This is a genomic window from Roseibium alexandrii DFL-11 (assembly GCF_000158095.2).
GTDB lineage: Bacteria > Pseudomonadota > Alphaproteobacteria > Rhizobiales > Stappiaceae > Roseibium > Roseibium alexandrii.
On record NZ_CM011002.1, the window covers coordinates 1462087 to 1477442 of the forward strand.

The window sequence follows — 15356 nt, forward strand, 5'->3', positions numbered from 1 at the left end:
GGTCAAGTGTTTGAGCGCCTTCATGTTCGGCAACCTCCCTCTTAGAGAAACAAGAAAACTAAACAGTCGCATTGCCCGATCGGGACTATTTTGGAAACAGGAACTGCACCGTCAGCTTGGCGTACCAATCCGGTGCCGCATCGGGCTTGATCACATTGGCAAAGGCACCAGCACGTACGTTCATCGGCTGGTTGCCCATCTTGAAAATCTTTCCGAGACCGCCGCCGGCCGGAACGGTCCACATCTGATCTGATGCGGCCTCCCAGTTGGCCGTGATCGGTGGATCTGTAAATGCGTACCAGCCGTCGCCGAAATTGTAGTTCACGAAGGGCTGAACCATGAACTGATTGACGTCAGCACGCCCGTCCGGCCCGGCGACCGACCAGAGCTGGCGCGCGAGAATTCCGAGCGACCAAGGTTTTGGCTGGGTCAGCACCACGGCGGTTGGCCCCATTGACAGCTTTGCCGAACCAAGACGCGAATCGGTGGCGGTCGGAAGGGTCACAGATGGACCAACACCCCAGATGAAACGTCCGGCTTCGGCTGGAGAAACGAATAGAGAATAATTGATGTCCCCAAGACCAAACGCCCGCCCCGAGCCGATCGAATTCGGATTGCCTGGCGTTTGAACGCCGCCCGGTGCGTCTGCGATCGGTGCAATCACTCGGCTGACGAGGTTCCAGTCGCCAACGGTCACCGGGATCACCGGCTGCACGTTCATGATCCAGGCATTGCCGTTCCCAGCACCAAAGTCGAACGTGTTCTCAAAAGGAACACTGATCATCGACGCAATCGGATTTTGCGTCTTCGCCGCGAGATCGTCGGATCCGTCTTGCGCCTGCGCCGTATATGTCAAAAGACACAAGGCCGCAGCCGCTCTCGTCAGTATCTTCAGCATTTGCCCGCCACACCTTGCTATTTGCGCTTCTCGAAGATTGACGCGGGCGTGCTCCGTTGACTAGCTGTCCTCAGGTGCTACGTAGTTTCTCTCATCTCTGTAATTATAACTTTATCAAAAACTTAGTTTTGCTTGAAGGGAATGTACGGTGCCAAATCAAGCAGAGTTTTGGCATCGAGTTTCCGCATTAAACGCGCACGGTGCATTTTCACTGTCCGCTCTGCGATTCCAAGCTTGGCGGCGATTTCCTTATTGAGTGCACCCGTCAACATCACGTCGAGGACTTCGTCTTCCCGCGGTGTCAAAAGCGCCAAGTGCGCTCGCAACTTCTCCTCATCAGCGTTGGACGGCGGCAGGTCCTTTTTTCGCTCCGTCACCGCCCTCTGGATGGCAGCAAAGAGATCATCCTCATCCACTGGCTTCAGCAGGAAATCTGCAGCGCCGGCCCGCATCGCCTGAACCGACATCGGGACATCGCCGCGACCGGTAAGAAAGACAATCGGAGGTGCGTCTCCGGTCTCATTCAGTTTTGTCTGCAAGCTCAAGCCGTCCAACTCCGGCATATGGATATCAAGCAACAGACAATCCGGTGTAGCTGTTGCAGGTGCGGCGAGATACTCAGTGGCTGACTGATGCGTGGTCGTTTGATATCCGGCCGCATCGAGCAATCGGCGCAAGGCCCGGCAGGTGGAGGGATCGTCATCTACAATGCAGACCTTGTACATAGGCCTCAGACCTCACCCGGTTCGTCTTGCGACAAAGGTACAGTGAACCGGAAGACAGTGCCCCGGTCAGCCCGGCTGGTAAAGCCAATCTTCCCGCCGTGGCTCTCGATAATTCTTTTGACTATTGTTAGCCCCATGCCCAATCCGTCTTTCCGGGTTGTAACGCCTGGCTGTAGAATGGCTTTGCGCATGGCCGGGTTAATGCCGGGCCCGTTATCAATGACATAAACCGCCAGTTTTTTACCTCGAACGCGCCACCGAATTTCGATTTTGGGTTCTTCGGACCCATCATCCATCAGCAAATGTGCTGCGTTGAGGATCAAGTTCAAAAACACTTGCTCGATCTGAACCTTGTTGGCTTGCACCATCGGAACAATCCGCATGTCCTCAATGGCCAACGAAATGCCTCGTGTTGTCATTTCACTGGAAAGAAGCCTCCGGATATCCTCAATAACCGCAGCCATTGCAACCGGGCACATGGACCCAACCTGGGGCGACAGAAGTTGGCGCAACCCGATGATGATGTCCCGGGCTCGCTTGTTGTCATAGATGATATCATCTAGAATTTCCGCGAGATCCTTTATTGGAGTTGGTGAGTTCGGGAGAATTCGGCGGGCGGCTTGAGCGTTGCTCAAAATACCCGCAAGAGGTTGATTGAGTTCATGTGCTATGCCCGCCGTGATCTCGGCCAATGCCGCTGAGCGATCAAGTTTTTCAATCGTTCGCCGTGTTTCGTTGAGATCATTTTCTGTCCTCCGAGCCGCCGTCACATCATCGCAGATCGCCATGAAATCTGTGATCGTTTCGTCATGATCACGAATCGCCACCAAAGACCAAACGACATCTTTACTTTTCCCCTCCGCGTCGAGCAAAGGATAGTCCGTCCGGGCCCTCGGTCCGACCTGCCTTGCCGTTGAGATGCGCGACGCCAACTCGCCCCGGAGCGCAGGGGGAACAAAATTTTCCAATGGCTGGCCAACAACGTCGCAGTCCGCTCGGCCGAGCAAAGAGAGCATGGACCGGTTCGCAAAGGTGATGCGCCCCTCTGCCGAAACCCCGATGACCCCGAGATCGACATTGTCAAACAGCGCCTGCCATCGGGATTCGCTTTGCTGAAGTTGCGTGTGAAGCCTTGCGGCCGATACCGCATCACCGACGATTTCGGATCCGAGAGCGATCGCGATCGCCATGAACGCCCAAGAGATCATATAAGGTGTGCCAACCATTCCCAGGTCGACAAACACCGTATGAATACCGGCGGCAAGGATGAAAAACAGAACGGGCCCGCCCGTCCGCAACGCATGAAACCGTAGGCCGTCTCGAAATGCTGCAATCGTGGCCCAGCCTGTAAACATAATTATCAGCAAAGTTGCGACTTCACTGACGATCCGGAATGGGTTGGCAGTGCCCACCGGAGTGTTGAAGGTCTCACCCCAGAAGGTTGGACGTTTTTGCAAACTTTCGATGGAGCTGAAGGTCAGGTCTCCCGGCAAGAACAAGTTGACGCCAAGACCAATAATCCAGAGCACAGTGATGGCACCCGCGAGCCATATGGGGCCGGTTCCAAGCCGCAAACGAACGAACCAGACCATTGGTATGACGAGAAAAAAAACCATCACGTTGTTGAGAAGGATGGCTATTTCAAAGACGCGAACGGACGCCGCCTTTGCCATGACAAGTTCGCAGATTGCGCCACCGGCAGCAGACAACGCCATGGTAGCTGCCAACAAAGGTGCCAGATTGCCCTTGTGTGCCCGCCATAGGACCAGCTGGACGAAAAACACCGTCACGCCGATCGCCGAAACGAAAGACCATGCAATCGTAATGAGGCTCATGTGTCGTGTCTGCTCCTGACCGTTTTTCGAAAACTGCTTATCGCGCGATAGCTAATCACTACATTTCGATGACGATAGGGACAATCACTGTTGTCGGCCGGTATGTCTATTTTTGCTGTCATGTCCAATGCTGGTGAACTAAACGGAACTCTGGCAAAAATATGAGTTGCCTGGCATAGGTCCACCGCCGATTTGACCGACAAAACTTCCGAAAATTTCGACTAGCAGACATTCGTGACCGAGAAAAAGAATAACGGTCACGGACCGTTGTTTCCCGGATTGCCGAATTTGCTTTAGCGTCAAAAACCCGGCCCGAAGCGGATGTCCATCGCACGTGCACCGAACGACCGCTTTTTGGGACCAGGAGTTCTGTCAGTTCGGCCTGACATAGTTGAGCCAGGCATCCATTCGGATCATCACCTTGCGGATCAAATGTGTTGCTCCTGCCGTTTGTGTATAGATCGCAGCGGTCCCGCCGATCCCGCCGGGCATCTCTGCAAACCCGCCGCCACTGTCGTCTATCTTAAGCACCACGCCCATTGTTTCGTTCGGTCCGTGATGCGGGGAAAGGGAAGGAAGGATTCCGTTTGGCGGCAACTGGCCCGCTGCGGTGATCCTCACAAGTGACTCCACCTGCGCGGCAAACACCTTGCCAGGAAGGTAGGCAAACGTAACTTCAGCTGGCTGGTTCGGTTCAATGAACCGGACACGCGTCTGCGGGATGGAGGCAACAACACGGCCGGTTGCCACCGGCGCAAATGCCATCCAGGATCTGAGCGGCAGGTTGCTGACCCTTTGACCCGGACGCAAGGTCAATGCGAGGACATACCCATCTGCTGGCGCTCTGACGACAGTTTCGCGCAAATCGAACTCCGCCCGGCGGAGATCTGCTTCAAGGCGCGCAACCGTTGTGTTTTGACCATCGATTTCAGAGGTAAAGGCCAGACGCGCCTGCTCCGCTGTCGCTTCGGCACGGGTCAGCGAGGCTTCGGACGCAAGATAAGTGAGCCGAAGCTGTTCAACATCGCTTTCCGAAAATGGCGTGCTTTGCCGGCCCAAAGCTGTCGCATTCTCGTTTGCGGTGCGCAGCCGGTCGAATTCGTCCTTGGCCCGGTCCCGATTTGCCACAGCCTCAGAAACCGACGCTTCGGCAGCCCCAAAACTTGCTTCAAGTTGCGGGACCGCTTGTTTTGCTTCCGCAAGCGCGGCCCGGCTGCGGGAAACTGCCGCTTCGAACGGTTCTGGATCAATCTTGAAAAGGACCGTCCCTTCTTCCACCAGCATCAGGGGTTGAACCGGCACATCGGTCACTTGCCCAGACACGTTGGGTACAATTTCGATGACGGACGTATAGGAGCGGATGGGTCCGCTGGGGGCGCCCCATTGCATCGGTATGAACAGAACAACCAGCAGCAAGACCAGCCAGAGAACCGGAGAGGCCTTCCAGAAGGGGGTGAGCCGGATGACACCGGCCTTGATAAGGCCGAACAGAACAGCGCAATAACAAAGGGTCAGGAAAACAATCATGTGTCGCCCTCCGCACCGCTGTTTCGGGAAGGCTCTTCACCGTCTGTGTAGGCCCAGATGAAGGCAATTGGCATTAAGAGACCCAGCGTAAGCGCCCCCCAATAGCCGCACATCGTCACGGCCTCCGCGCGCCGGTGCCCACGCCTTTTTGCGATTTTTCCAGGCCAGACAGCAAGAAACAGCCATCCACCGATCAAGGTTGCCAGCAACACCAGCAGCACGATCAGCGCAAAAATCATGAGAGGATCCAAAACTGCCTCCAGTTAGTTAGTTCACACCATCACGCGCGATCCGGAAACCGATGTGATTGGAGCCAAGACTCCGCTCCGCCGGCTGCCGCGCGGAGGGACGGTAACGAAAACAGTACGAGGGTGCGCAGAGCCAGGAACCGCCCTTGACCACATGCCGGGCGCCAACAGCCGAATTGGCAAACTGCTCTGCGAGCGTCTTGGACGGGCCGCCCGGGTTGGTTTGATCCTTGGTCGGATGGCCAGGGATCCACCAGTCGGACACGTATTCCCAGACGTTTCCGGCCATGTCGTATAATCCATACCCGTTGGACGCATATGAACCGACGGGCGCACTGCCATGATGACCGTCATCTGCGGTGTCGATACTTGGAAAGACGCCCTGCCAGGTGTTTGCCTTCCAGCCTTCCGATGGATCGTAATCCTCGCCCCAGGAGAACTGGGCACCATCCAGTCCGCCGCGCGCCGCAAACTCCCACTCAGCCTCTGTCGGAAGGCGGCCGCCTGCCCAGGCCGCATAAGCCTTTGCATCCTCGATCGACACCTGAACGACGGGATGGTCTTCAAGCCCTTCTATCGAGCTTTCGGGACCACGGGGATGCCGCCATTGAGCACCCGGGACGTAACGCCACCAAAGATTGATGTCATTCAGCGCAACAGCATCTTTTGGCTGGGCAAACACCATCGAACCGGCCTTCAGAAGGTCCGGGGGAAGACCCGGGTAGTCCGATTGATCCAGATCCTTCTCGGCCGTCGTTACATAACCGGTCTCTTCCACAAACGCTGCGAACTTTGCGTTTGTCACTTCCGTCTTTTGAATGGAAAACGGCTGCAAGGTGACCTGGCGGACAGGCGCCTCTTCCCGGTAGTGCTCGCCCGACCCCATTGCGAAGGTTCCACCTTCAAGGCCCGCAAATCCGTGACTTTCGGCAAGCGCAACCATTGCTCCAATAGGAACACTGGCCGCAACTGGTGTGCCCCCATTGGGTGGTCCGGATTAATTTTTAGTGCATCGTCGGTCTCTGGTCTATCGGAACGATGCTTTCTGGCGCTGGGGGACGATATCCCAAGGCGCTGTGCGGCCTGACGGTGTTGTAGTGAATGCGCCACTTCTCGATAAGGATTTGCGCCTCTCGTAGGCTGTAGAACAGCTCACCGTTTAACAGCTCGTCCCTGAACCGTGCATTGAAGCTTTCGCAGTACCCGTTCTCCCAGGGCGAACCTGGTTCGATGTAGGCTGCCTTGGCCCCGACGGCGGCGATCCAGTCGCGTACTTTCTCGGCAATAAACTCAGGGCCATTGTCCGACCTTATGTATTGCGGAGGACCGCGCAAGATGAACAAATCTGTCAGCGCATCCAGCACGTCCGTGGAGTTGAGCTTACGATCAACGCGGATCATCAGGGCCTCCCTTGTATATTCATCGATGATGTTGAGCGTCCGATATACTCGGCCATCAGCCGTGCGATCCTGGACAAAGTCGTAGGACCAAACATGGTTTGGGCGCTCTGGCCTGAGACGCACGCATGACCCGTCATTCAGCCAAAGCCGACCTTTCTTCTTCTGTTTCTGTGGGACTTTCAGCCCTTCGCGCCGCCAGATACGTTCGACACGCTTGTGATTCACACTCCAGCCCGCATTGTTCAGCAAACCCGTCACCATGCGATACCCATAGCGCCCATATTTGTCCGCTAATTCGATGATGTCATCGGTCAGCCGCTCTTCATCGGCTCGGCCTCGTGGCACCTTACGTTGTGTGGATCGATGCTGACCAAGCGCGCGGCAGGCCCGGCGCTCAGACACGCCCAGTTCCTGCCGCACATGGCGGATGCATTTACGACGACGCGAAGGGCTCAAAAGTTTCCCTTCGCTGCTTCGCTCAAGATGAGTTTGTCCAAAGTCAGATCAGATACCGCACGTCGAAGCCGCTGGTTCTCTTTCTCCAGTTCTTTCAGTCGCGTGAGCTGTGACCGCTGCATCCCACCATAGAGCTTGCGCCACCGATAGAACGTCTGCTGCGTCACGCCGATCTGTCGAACCGCTTCGGCAATCGTTGCGCCTTGTCCTTGCAGCACTTCAACTTGCCGAAGCTTCGATACAATCTCTTCCGGCTTCTCTCTTTTCCCAGCCATCGCTGATCCTCCAATTTGTGGGATAATCTATCCCAGTTGGTGGACCACTTTCAGGGGGCTAATCCACAACCGCGCGGCTTTTAGAGCGTTCCACGTATGGCTGCAGCCAAAGAGCCTGCACCATTCCCGGCACATAGAATTGCGCCCATCCGATCCACAAACCACATTTTTTTAGGCACAGTGACGGCAATGTTGGGCGGGAAGCAGCCACTTTTTGCGATCTCGACGAATAACCGAATGGGAGCAAATTTCCGACGAAGCAAGCGTCGAAGCGCTCGGGTTGCCCAGTCTATCCGATCGACCCGAGTTTTAGGTCGCATAAGCAGGCCCAGTCTATCCAGCACCATCCCATTTCACGAAACAATTAATGTTACTACGCTAGGCATTCACCGTTGCAGGAGGCGAGACGATGCAGGCGTTGCGCAATATTCTCGCAAACATGGTTGAGCAGCTGGAAAACTGGGCGCTTGGCCTGGACGGCAGCGCACTCGGTCTCAGTGCACTGCTCTTGCTTGCGATGTTTCTGCTCCGCAATAGCCTGACTGGAGCGGCGGTCTGGCTCCTCGCCTTTGTTTGCCGGCACATCCGGATATCTCTCAATGAGGTTGTCACATGCGCGATCCGGCCGGCAATTCAGGCTCTCGTCCTTCGCATACCCGACCATGACCGTCATTCCGGAGAGATCCGGAAAAGGTGAAAGCTGATCGCCCAAAACGGGCGCCCGAGCATCTGCGCTTCCATCGCGACGCTTCCTGTCATGGCGCTCCGATTTTCGACCGGAAGTGGTCGCTCCATTCATTTGACGTCGCGAATTCCCAGGGCGGGCGGACGCCGTTTACGAGTTTTTGCCGGATGACGAGTTGTTCTGTCGGCACGGATGAATCGACAAGCCCCAGCTCCTGAAACAGGCCTACCGACGCCCCGGGCACCCAGCGCCGCAGATCGTACCACGGCACAACCTTTTCAAGCCTCGGCATAAGGTTCAGCAAGGTGGTGAAACAGCTCTCCGAAATCGTGGAATAGAACTGAGGCTGCTCTTGGAGGCTGCTCGCAAATTCGAGCAGCCTGCGCAAATAGGCCCTGATTTCGGCATCTGACCGCGTGATCTCGAACACATATAGATCGTTTGGCGGAACATGGGCCAGACGTTTCCAAAAGAGATCGCGTTCTGTGCCCAGAACAGCGTAGAGCTGATCATGCCGGAAAAAACCCGCCAGCGGATCGAACTTGTCCCAGCTCGTTCGGCGTGCCTCGAATGAGACGGCCAGATGGTCTCCGTCGGCAAACTCAAAACTGGTCATCACGTGAACGGTTGCCAGCGAGTTGCCAAAGGGTTGGAGCACGAATTGGGCGCCGACAAGGTCTGCAAGATCAAAGCTTCTGGTGATCCATCGTGGCTCCGCCGGTGCACCGATCGGATGCACCGCGTCCCGAAAGTTGGTGATAGTCACACGGCTTCCGTCAAAGGCAACGCCAGCGACCTTTGCATGTAGAGGGACAAATGTCTGCGGATAGGGTGTCTTACCCGCATAGGCAATAAAGAAGACCGCCAGGGCAATGATCGATACGCTTCGCCGCCAAATACCCCTGTCACCCGGCAGGAACCAGGCAATTGCAATAACCGGCGTGATGAAGATCGCAAGCCCGATGCGAACGGCGTCGGGCCAGCCCAGCCAGTAATAGCTCGCCGCACTCGCATAAAGGGCTGCAAGCAGCACACTTAGCCCGAGCATGACCCGAAAGAGCGTTGCAAACACGTTTCCCCAATCCCTTCATTAGGTGTCAATCTAGCCAGCGCGACTTACAGTCTTTTGACCGCCAACCGGCACGGCTAACACTTTTGCCTCGTCCAAGCTGTCACAGGCTCGAGCAGTCCAAAAATTACCTGCCTCGCTTAACAATAGGAACACGGTCCTGCTTCGATTTGATAGGCTTCATTCGAGCACGAACACAACGGGACAGATGGCGTGACGTATGGCTACCGGGCTACCAAAGCGTAAATACCTCACGATCATTGGCTTTTTCGGTGTTGCTGTCCTGCTTGCAGGGGCTGTTCTTTTCACACGGCCGGGGCTTCCCGCAAGGCAAGCTGTGGTTGAACGCATTTTGGCCGAAAAACTTGGGCAGCCGGTCGATGTCCGAGGGAACGTATCGCTTGACCTCGGGAACGCGATCGGCATTTCGATTTCCGAGGCGTATTTCGCCTCTTATAACGGTGAAGATGCTTCTGCCGATCGCCGCGCATTTGAGCAAATTGCCTTCGACGCTCCATATGGCCTTTTGCTGGGGCAAACCGGAGGCGTCTCAAATTTTGAAATCTCCGGTATTTCTTTCGATTTTGCGCGCTCTGCACAACCCCTATCAGAAGAAGAGACAGGATTCCCGGAAACGCTGGTCACAGGGCTGCTCGCAAACCCGTTTTACGAGAATATCAAATTTGCGAACGCTGCCTTCACCTATAGCGACGCGGAAAACGGCTGGAATGAAAAGATATTCATCGAAGAGCTGAAGGTGGAAACGCCTGACTCCCGGGAAGCTTCGTCGCTGACCATGCGCGCTTTTTTGAACGAAACCCCCATGACCTTGAGCGGCAGCATCCGAAAGTCCGTCACCACGGATGCTTTGCTGAAGGCAGATGTCGCCCTCCACACAACCAGCCCAGCCTTCTCGGCTTCCCTTACGGGCGTTGCTGATTATTCAAACCCGATCGCGCAATTCGACGGATTGGTGACGACCGAGACCAATTCGCTTGACGCTTTGCTCTCGGCATTCAACATCGAGAGCGCTATCGAGGCGACGGGCGCATACAAAGCCAAGCTTAAAGGGCCGGTCAACGAACTCCGGCAAAACGACTTGACGCTGAGCCTGAACGCCGCGTCGGGAACCCGTCTCACCGTTATGGGAGACGTTGTTCCGGCGGCAAAGGACGAAGCGATCGACCTGACCTTTTCCGTCGACCTCGGTCCTCCGCCGGATCAGGACACCGACGCGGCCCTCGCGCTCAGCTTGACGGGTGTGGCAGGACGCCTGCGCGGATCCTTTCAACAGGTTGAATTGCTGGACGGCAAGATCAAGACAAGCGCCGCTATCCTTGATCTTGATGAAATCGGCCCGATTTCGGCCGAAAGGATCGTCAAGAACGCCGATGGCACGGTTGGATTGATCGGATTGGCGATAAAGAACGGGCCAAGAGATGCCCCCAATCTTGCCCTTTCCGGGGAAATTGGAGACCTTGTCGATCTCAGACAAATACAACTCACCGGAACCTATGCTTTCCCGACCACCAGCCTTTTTGTGCCTGTGGGGCAATCGGGGGAGGATCTGGGCACCCTCACCGGAAGCCTTTCCCTGGACAATTTCAATGGCCAATTCGGATTGAAGGATCTGACCGGGCAAGTGTCCGGAACGGATCTGTTTGCCCTCACCTATGAACTTTCGGTGCCGGAGTTCCGGCGCATCGATGAGCTTGCTTTTGAAGTCTCTTTTTCCGTGCCTGATTTTCCGCCGTTTTTGTCCGCGATAGGCGGGCCAGACAGACCCGGCCTCCAGCCGGTCGATTTCAACGGACGCGTGTCATTGTCCGATAGTGTCCTGGCCATGAGCGGGGACATGATCTCGGGCAAGTCTCAATTGAAAGCAGATCTTTCCCTGAGCGAACCGGACACCGCCGGCAACTGGCTCCTCGGCGGGACGATTGTCTCCGACAAGCTCGATTTTACCGACTTTCAAGGCCCGGTAGAACTTGCAGGAAACGGCATATCCTTCAAAAAACCCGATGTGGAAATCACAGTCCCAATTGAGAAAACCCTTCGGGCGGAACTCGACCTTCTGATCAAGCAGCTCGTCTCAGGAGGCAAGAAGGCAGGCGATGTCAAAGGCAAACTGACCTATGAAAAGAACCGGATCGCGCTTGCACCGCTGTCTCTTTCCTATCTTGGCGGCACCATCAACGGCGACTTCGGCGCGGATCTTTCCAGCGCGCCGGTCAACCTCTCCGCCAGCGGGCGGGTTGAGAAATTCAGGTTCGGCCAGTTGCTGAGGGAACTGGGCCAGGCGACGGATTTCAACAGCACTGCCTATCTGAGCTTCGATGTTTCCGGATCAGGCGCTTCAGCGCGCACTCTCGGCAAGACGCTCTCCGGAAAGGTCTCCGGCTCGCTCTGGGGTGGTGTGCTGCCTAACCGCCTCCTTGATCTCTCTGGGCTCAATCTGGTCACCTGGCTCTCGACCGGCGGCAGCGGGAAGACCTCGAAACTGGTCTGCGCCGTGTTGCCGTTCCAGTTCAAGAACGGCACAGCCACGACTGAGACGCTCATTCTGGAAACCGAGGATGTTCAAGTCGTCGGCTCGGGACAGGTCAATCTGAAGGCCGATACCCTGAAACTCGGTTTCCTGCCACGCCCGAAACGCAAACAACTGGTCGAAATCGTCTCTCCCTTCGAGCTGGAGGGACCGATCGGCAAACCGAAACTCACCGTCAGGGATGCCGGTGCCGGCCGCGCCATCGGCGAGGTGCTCTCCATGCCGCTCAGCCTGCTGGGCAAGATCTTTCAGGGAACCGGCCCGGTCGATGAAACCGCGAAACCTTGCGTTCTGCCAAAAACGGGTGGCCCGAAATGATGCCACGCCCCCCCCAACAGGCCCCTCATGGACAGTGTCCAGTTGCTACGTCCGGTCCTTCCTGTTTTTGCGGGCCTCCAGCAATACCAGGACCAGGTTGAGTGCGCCAAAGATCAGAATTGCGCCAAAGACAAGCGCGCCAAATCTCTTCGGGTCGATCCCCACGGGCACATTGAGCACCATGACGATCATGCCCAGGAGAGCCGCGAGAAAAATAGCTGCAACAAGGGAATCCCTGGTGTTCATCGATGCCTCCAGGTCAGTTCGAATAAGGTTCGACAGAAGAAGCCTCGATCACATAGCCGGCTTCGACTTTGCCTTGCCCGTCTGAATAAGTCACCGTTGAATGTCTCGTCTCCGCCTCGACATCGCCGCTGACCCAGATGGGGTGGAATTCACGGATGTGTGCCCATAGTTCGGCTATTTCGGAACGGTCGATTGAACAAGTTGCAGTCCTTGCTCAGGCCTCTCCCCGGGATCGTACATCGCCGTCCCTGCAAAGAGTGTGGCACCTATCAGAAGCACGCAAGCTGCCGCCGCGATCCGCGCACCGGCCTCAAAACGGAACCGCCGCTGTGGGTTTGTCGCAACGCGCGTTTCAGCCCAGTTGCGCCCCCAGATCGCAGCAACGCCGATGGCCGACATAGTAACCGCCATGCCCGCAGAGATAGCCAGAACCATCATGATTGCCGGGATCAGCAGATCATTTGCAAGACCGAAGAGCATGACGATCAAAGCACCGGTGCACGGCACGATGCCAACAGCAGCCGCGATCCACTTGCCGCCGCGGGCCGTGTTTTGCGCAGCAGAGCAGGCCGCGCAGCCGGCATGGGCGTGATCATCGTGATGATGATGATGGTGGTGGGTGTCACCTGCCATTTCGGTCGTTCGGCGGACCCGGACGGCGGCGAGCGAACGCCAGAGCATGACCGCACCGATGGCAACGATCAGCGCATAGCTCGCCATTCGGATCATGCGATAGTCCGAAGGTGCCGCGCCGGTCGCCTGTCTTACCGCGAAATCGAGCAGGAACACGATCACAATCGCAGACAAAACGTGCATTACGGCGATCTGAACCCCCATGGCGACTCCGCGGCGCAAGCTGCCGCCCGCCCCAATAAAGTAGGAAATGACAACGGCCTTGCCATGCCCGGGCCCCAGCGTGTGCAGTGCGCCATAGGCGAAGGCAATCAGCAGCGCGAGGCCGACAGTGCCCGCAGACCGGCCTTGTTCCATGTTCGTCATCGCTGCGGTGAAGACATTCGTGATCTTGGCCTGTGCCGCCGCGAACCACGACAGATCGGCAGCCGCCGTCTCAGAGGCAACGATCTCGCCCGGTGTTCCGCCGATAGTGGCTTGCTCCATCGCATAGGATGCTGGAATGCGACGCGTGCCATCGACAAGAAATAGATCGTATTCCGACGGGCGATGCGTGAGGCGCCCCTCGAGACGGACCGGCGTGAACATGCCAGTCACCTCGAAACCTTCGGGGTAGTTAACATGGACAATCTGGTTTGGGGCCGGCGGAGGCGTGTGTATGCAAGCCCCAACCCAGGGCACCAGCAGGAACTCGACAATCATCCCGCCCTCCGCACGCAGCGGCAAAACGTACCCGTCCATGATGATAGTCTTGTCGAGATGCGTCGTGGTGACGCCGAGCGTCTCATTCTCTCGCCGCTGCATGATAATTTCGCGCTGCGTAAACAGATGCTCGATGTCGAGGCCTGCTTCCTCAAGCCGAAGCCGCGCGGCTTTTGCCGCTTCGGCCAGATCTGTGTCAAAGTTACCCGCGGCGTCGGCCAAGTCGGCACGGAGTACAGTGCGCAGATCAGAGATCTGTTTGGAGGGCATCTCGGCGAACGGATCGTCATAGGGTTCAACCGTCGGTGCCAGTGAGGACCAAGTGGCCAATTGCCCCGCCGCAGCCGGCGGAGCGATTGGTGTGATCAGAATAGCAATCACCGTGGCCAAAACAGCGCTGACAAGTCTCATCTCAGTTCTCCAGCGTGTTCTTGTAAATCTTGCCGTCCTTCATGATGATCTTGAGGTTGTCGGTGTCGGTCACCGCGTCCAGCGTCTCCAGAGGATTGCCGTCGACCAACAGGATGTCCGCATAAGCACCTTCCTCGATCACTCCAATCGGACCGTCTGGATACGGGTTCTTCATACCGCTCATCGCGAGAAGTCCCGTCACGTTGCCGGTGGCCATCTTCAGGATCTCGCCTGGCTCGAACCAGGGCAGGAGCCGTTCCATCTGCTTGATCTGATCCGAGGGGTCAGGGAGGTTGAACATGTCCGTGCCGTAGGTGACCTTCAGGTCCGGGATTTCCTTGGCCATCTGGTACATCTCGGCGGTAGCCTTGCAGACAATCGCCAGTTTTTCGTTCGAGAAATCGTCGAGCTGGGGCTCGTTGCAGACGGTAAAGGGCTGCGTGCTTAGATAGACCCCTTCTGCAGCCATCCGCTCCAGTGTTGCCTTGTCGAGAAGTTGACCGTGGCCGACATCCTTGATCCCGGCGTCGATTGCACGATTGATGGATTCCGGCGTGTAGGCGTGCATAGTCACATAGGTACCAAAGTCGGCAGCGGCATCCGCTGCGGCCTTCATCTCTTCGAAAGTGTATTGGGTCGACAGGAGCGGATCGGTGGGCGAGGCATAGCCTCCACCGGCCGCAATCTTGATCTGTGACGCTCCGAGCCGCAGGTTTTCCCGCACCGCCGAAAGCACCTGTGGAACACCATCGGCAAGGAAGCTATAGCCGAGACGGTCAGAGGTCGGTTCGGTACCGGAGAAGACGCGGTGTGTATCGGACCTGGCGCGGAAATCGTAGTGACCGGACGTCTGGCCGACAAAACGACCAGACGGGTAGATCCGCGGCCCCGGCACGAGGCCTTCGTCGATCGCTGCCGCAAGCGCAAACACGTTGCCGCCCATGTCGCGCACCGTGGTTACACCGCGCATCAGCATGTCTTCGGCATCAACCGTCGACCGGATGAAGGCATAACCTGGATGGTCGTTAAACAACCGCGCCACGGGAATCGACACCATCGACATATGCGTGTGCGTATCCATCAGCCCGGGCATCAGCGTGTACCCGTCACCGTCGATCACCTGCCCACCGGCCACGGCTATGTCGTCGGCGGTAATCTGCGTGATCTTGTTGCCGGTGACCACAACGTTGACGTCTTGCCTCAGTTCCAGCGTCACCCCATCGAACACGTCGACATTAGTGAACAGAATCGGACCATCCGACGTGCCGCCCTGCGCAAAAGCCACCCCAGTGGCGCAGGCAAGCACGCCAGCAACGGCGGTGCAAATTAAGGTCTTCATGGGGTCTCCTCCTAGGATTTTTCGTATCATAGAGTATTAAC

13 protein-coding genes are annotated in these 15356 nt (G+C 56.8%); 2 read left to right on the forward strand and 11 right to left on the reverse strand.

What is annotated here, in order from left to right:
- Positions 1 to 85 precede the first annotated feature (85 nt).
- From SADFL11_RS06835 to SADFL11_RS06865, 7 genes are all read right to left on the reverse strand, one after another.
- On the reverse strand, positions 86 to 898 hold the full coding sequence (locus SADFL11_RS06835) for a transporter family protein (protein WP_008190539.1): 813 nt from the start codon (positions 896 to 898) through the stop codon (positions 86 to 88).
- 122 nt (positions 899 to 1020) lie between these two features.
- On the reverse strand, positions 1021 to 1623 hold the full coding sequence (locus SADFL11_RS06840; protein ID WP_008193991.1) for a response regulator transcription factor: 603 nt from the start codon (positions 1621 to 1623) through the stop codon (positions 1021 to 1023).
- 5 nt (positions 1624 to 1628) lie between these two features.
- Positions 1629 to 3458, reverse strand: a complete 1830-nt coding sequence (locus SADFL11_RS06845) for a two-component system sensor histidine kinase NtrB (protein ID WP_008197384.1) — start codon at positions 3456 to 3458, stop codon at positions 1629 to 1631.
- Positions 3459 to 3830: 372 nt separating this feature from the next.
- On the reverse strand, positions 3831 to 4985 hold the full coding sequence (locus SADFL11_RS06850; protein WP_008195809.1) for an HlyD family secretion protein: 1155 nt from the start codon (positions 4983 to 4985) through the stop codon (positions 3831 to 3833).
- The gene (locus SADFL11_RS06855; protein ID WP_008197043.1) at positions 4982 to 5224 is read right to left on the reverse strand and encodes a DUF3302 domain-containing protein; all 243 of its coding nucleotides are present in this window, start codon (positions 5222 to 5224) and stop codon (positions 4982 to 4984) included. The genes SADFL11_RS06850 and SADFL11_RS06855 overlap by 4 nt, the downstream gene beginning before the upstream one ends.
- Positions 5225 to 5252: 28 nt before the next feature.
- A complete protein-coding gene (locus tag SADFL11_RS06860) occupies positions 5253 to 6176 on the reverse strand; it encodes a formylglycine-generating enzyme family protein (RefSeq protein ID WP_008196417.1) in 924 nt (307 codons plus the stop codon).
- Between the two features lie 61 nt (positions 6177 to 6237).
- A protein-coding gene (locus tag SADFL11_RS06865) for an IS3 family transposase (RefSeq protein WP_085955879.1) occupies positions 6238 to 7364 on the reverse strand; the annotation gives its coding sequence in 2 pieces (ribosomal slippage) (positions 6238 to 7100 and positions 7100 to 7364; 1128 coding nt in all).
- 409 nt (positions 7365 to 7773) lie between these two features.
- Between SADFL11_RS06865 and SADFL11_RS06870 the strand changes: the two genes are divergently transcribed.
- Entirely contained in the window at positions 7774 to 8061 is a 288-nt protein-coding gene (locus tag SADFL11_RS06870; RefSeq protein ID WP_040451957.1) for a hypothetical protein, read from the forward strand.
- A gap of 58 nt (positions 8062 to 8119) precedes the next feature.
- On the opposite strand, the gene SADFL11_RS06875 is transcribed toward SADFL11_RS06870, so the two are convergent.
- Entirely contained in the window at positions 8120 to 9121 is a 1002-nt protein-coding gene (locus SADFL11_RS06875; protein ID WP_040451955.1) for a lipoprotein N-acyltransferase Lnb domain-containing protein, read from the reverse strand.
- Positions 9122 to 9338: 217 nt separating this feature from the next.
- Here SADFL11_RS06875 and SADFL11_RS06880 point away from each other — a divergent pair, with 217 nt between their 5' ends.
- Positions 9339 to 11984, forward strand: coding sequence for an AsmA family protein (locus SADFL11_RS06880; protein WP_008192239.1), 2646 nt, complete (start codon positions 9339 to 9341; stop codon positions 11982 to 11984).
- 45 nt (positions 11985 to 12029) lie between these two features.
- On the opposite strand, the gene SADFL11_RS06885 is transcribed toward SADFL11_RS06880, so the two are convergent.
- From SADFL11_RS06885 to SADFL11_RS06895, 3 genes are all read right to left on the reverse strand, one after another.
- The gene (locus tag SADFL11_RS06885) at positions 12030 to 12230 is read right to left on the reverse strand and encodes a hypothetical protein (protein ID WP_008193999.1); all 201 of its coding nucleotides are present in this window, start codon (positions 12228 to 12230) and stop codon (positions 12030 to 12032) included.
- 174 nt (positions 12231 to 12404) lie between these two features.
- A complete protein-coding gene (locus SADFL11_RS06890; protein ID WP_050776106.1) occupies positions 12405 to 13976 on the reverse strand; it encodes a HoxN/HupN/NixA family nickel/cobalt transporter in 1572 nt (523 codons plus the stop codon).
- Between the two features lies 1 nt (position 13977).
- Positions 13978 to 15315 carry a metal-dependent hydrolase family protein gene (locus tag SADFL11_RS06895; protein WP_008195508.1) on the reverse strand — a complete coding sequence of 446 codons (1338 nt, stop codon included), beginning with the start codon at positions 15313 to 15315 and terminating at the stop codon, positions 13978 to 13980.
- Positions 15316 to 15356: the final 41 nt, after the last annotated feature.

Coding starts and splice junctions, on each gene's coding strand:
- SADFL11_RS06835 (WP_008190539.1), bottom strand. CDS start 898: ATGCTGAAGATACTGACGAGAGCGGCTGCGGCCTTGTGTCTTTTGACA.
- SADFL11_RS06840 (WP_008193991.1), bottom strand. CDS start 1,623: ATGTACAAGGTCTGCATTGTAGATGACGATCCCTCCACCTGCCGGGCC.
- SADFL11_RS06845 (WP_008197384.1), bottom strand. CDS start 3,458: ATGAGCCTCATTACGATTGCATGGTCTTTCGTTTCGGCGATCGGCGTG.
- SADFL11_RS06850 (WP_008195809.1), bottom strand. CDS start 4,985: ATGATTGTTTTCCTGACCCTTTGTTATTGCGCTGTTCTGTTCGGCCTT.
- SADFL11_RS06855 (WP_008197043.1), bottom strand. CDS start 5,224: ATGATTTTTGCGCTGATCGTGCTGCTGGTGTTGCTGGCAACCTTGATC.
- SADFL11_RS06860 (WP_008196417.1), bottom strand. CDS start 6,176: ATGGTTGCGCTTGCCGAAAGTCACGGATTTGCGGGCCTTGAAGGTGGA.
- SADFL11_RS06870 (WP_040451957.1), top strand. CDS start 7,774: ATGCAGGCGTTGCGCAATATTCTCGCAAACATGGTTGAGCAGCTGGAA.
- SADFL11_RS06880 (WP_008192239.1), top strand. CDS start 9,339: ATGGCTACCGGGCTACCAAAGCGTAAATACCTCACGATCATTGGCTTT.
- SADFL11_RS06885 (WP_008193999.1), bottom strand. CDS start 12,230: ATGAACACCAGGGATTCCCTTGTTGCAGCTATTTTTCTCGCGGCTCTC.
- SADFL11_RS06890 (WP_050776106.1), bottom strand. CDS start 13,976: ATGAGACTTGTCAGCGCTGTTTTGGCCACGGTGATTGCTATTCTGATC.
- SADFL11_RS06895 (WP_008195508.1), bottom strand. CDS start 15,315: ATGAAGACCTTAATTTGCACCGCCGTTGCTGGCGTGCTTGCCTGCGCC.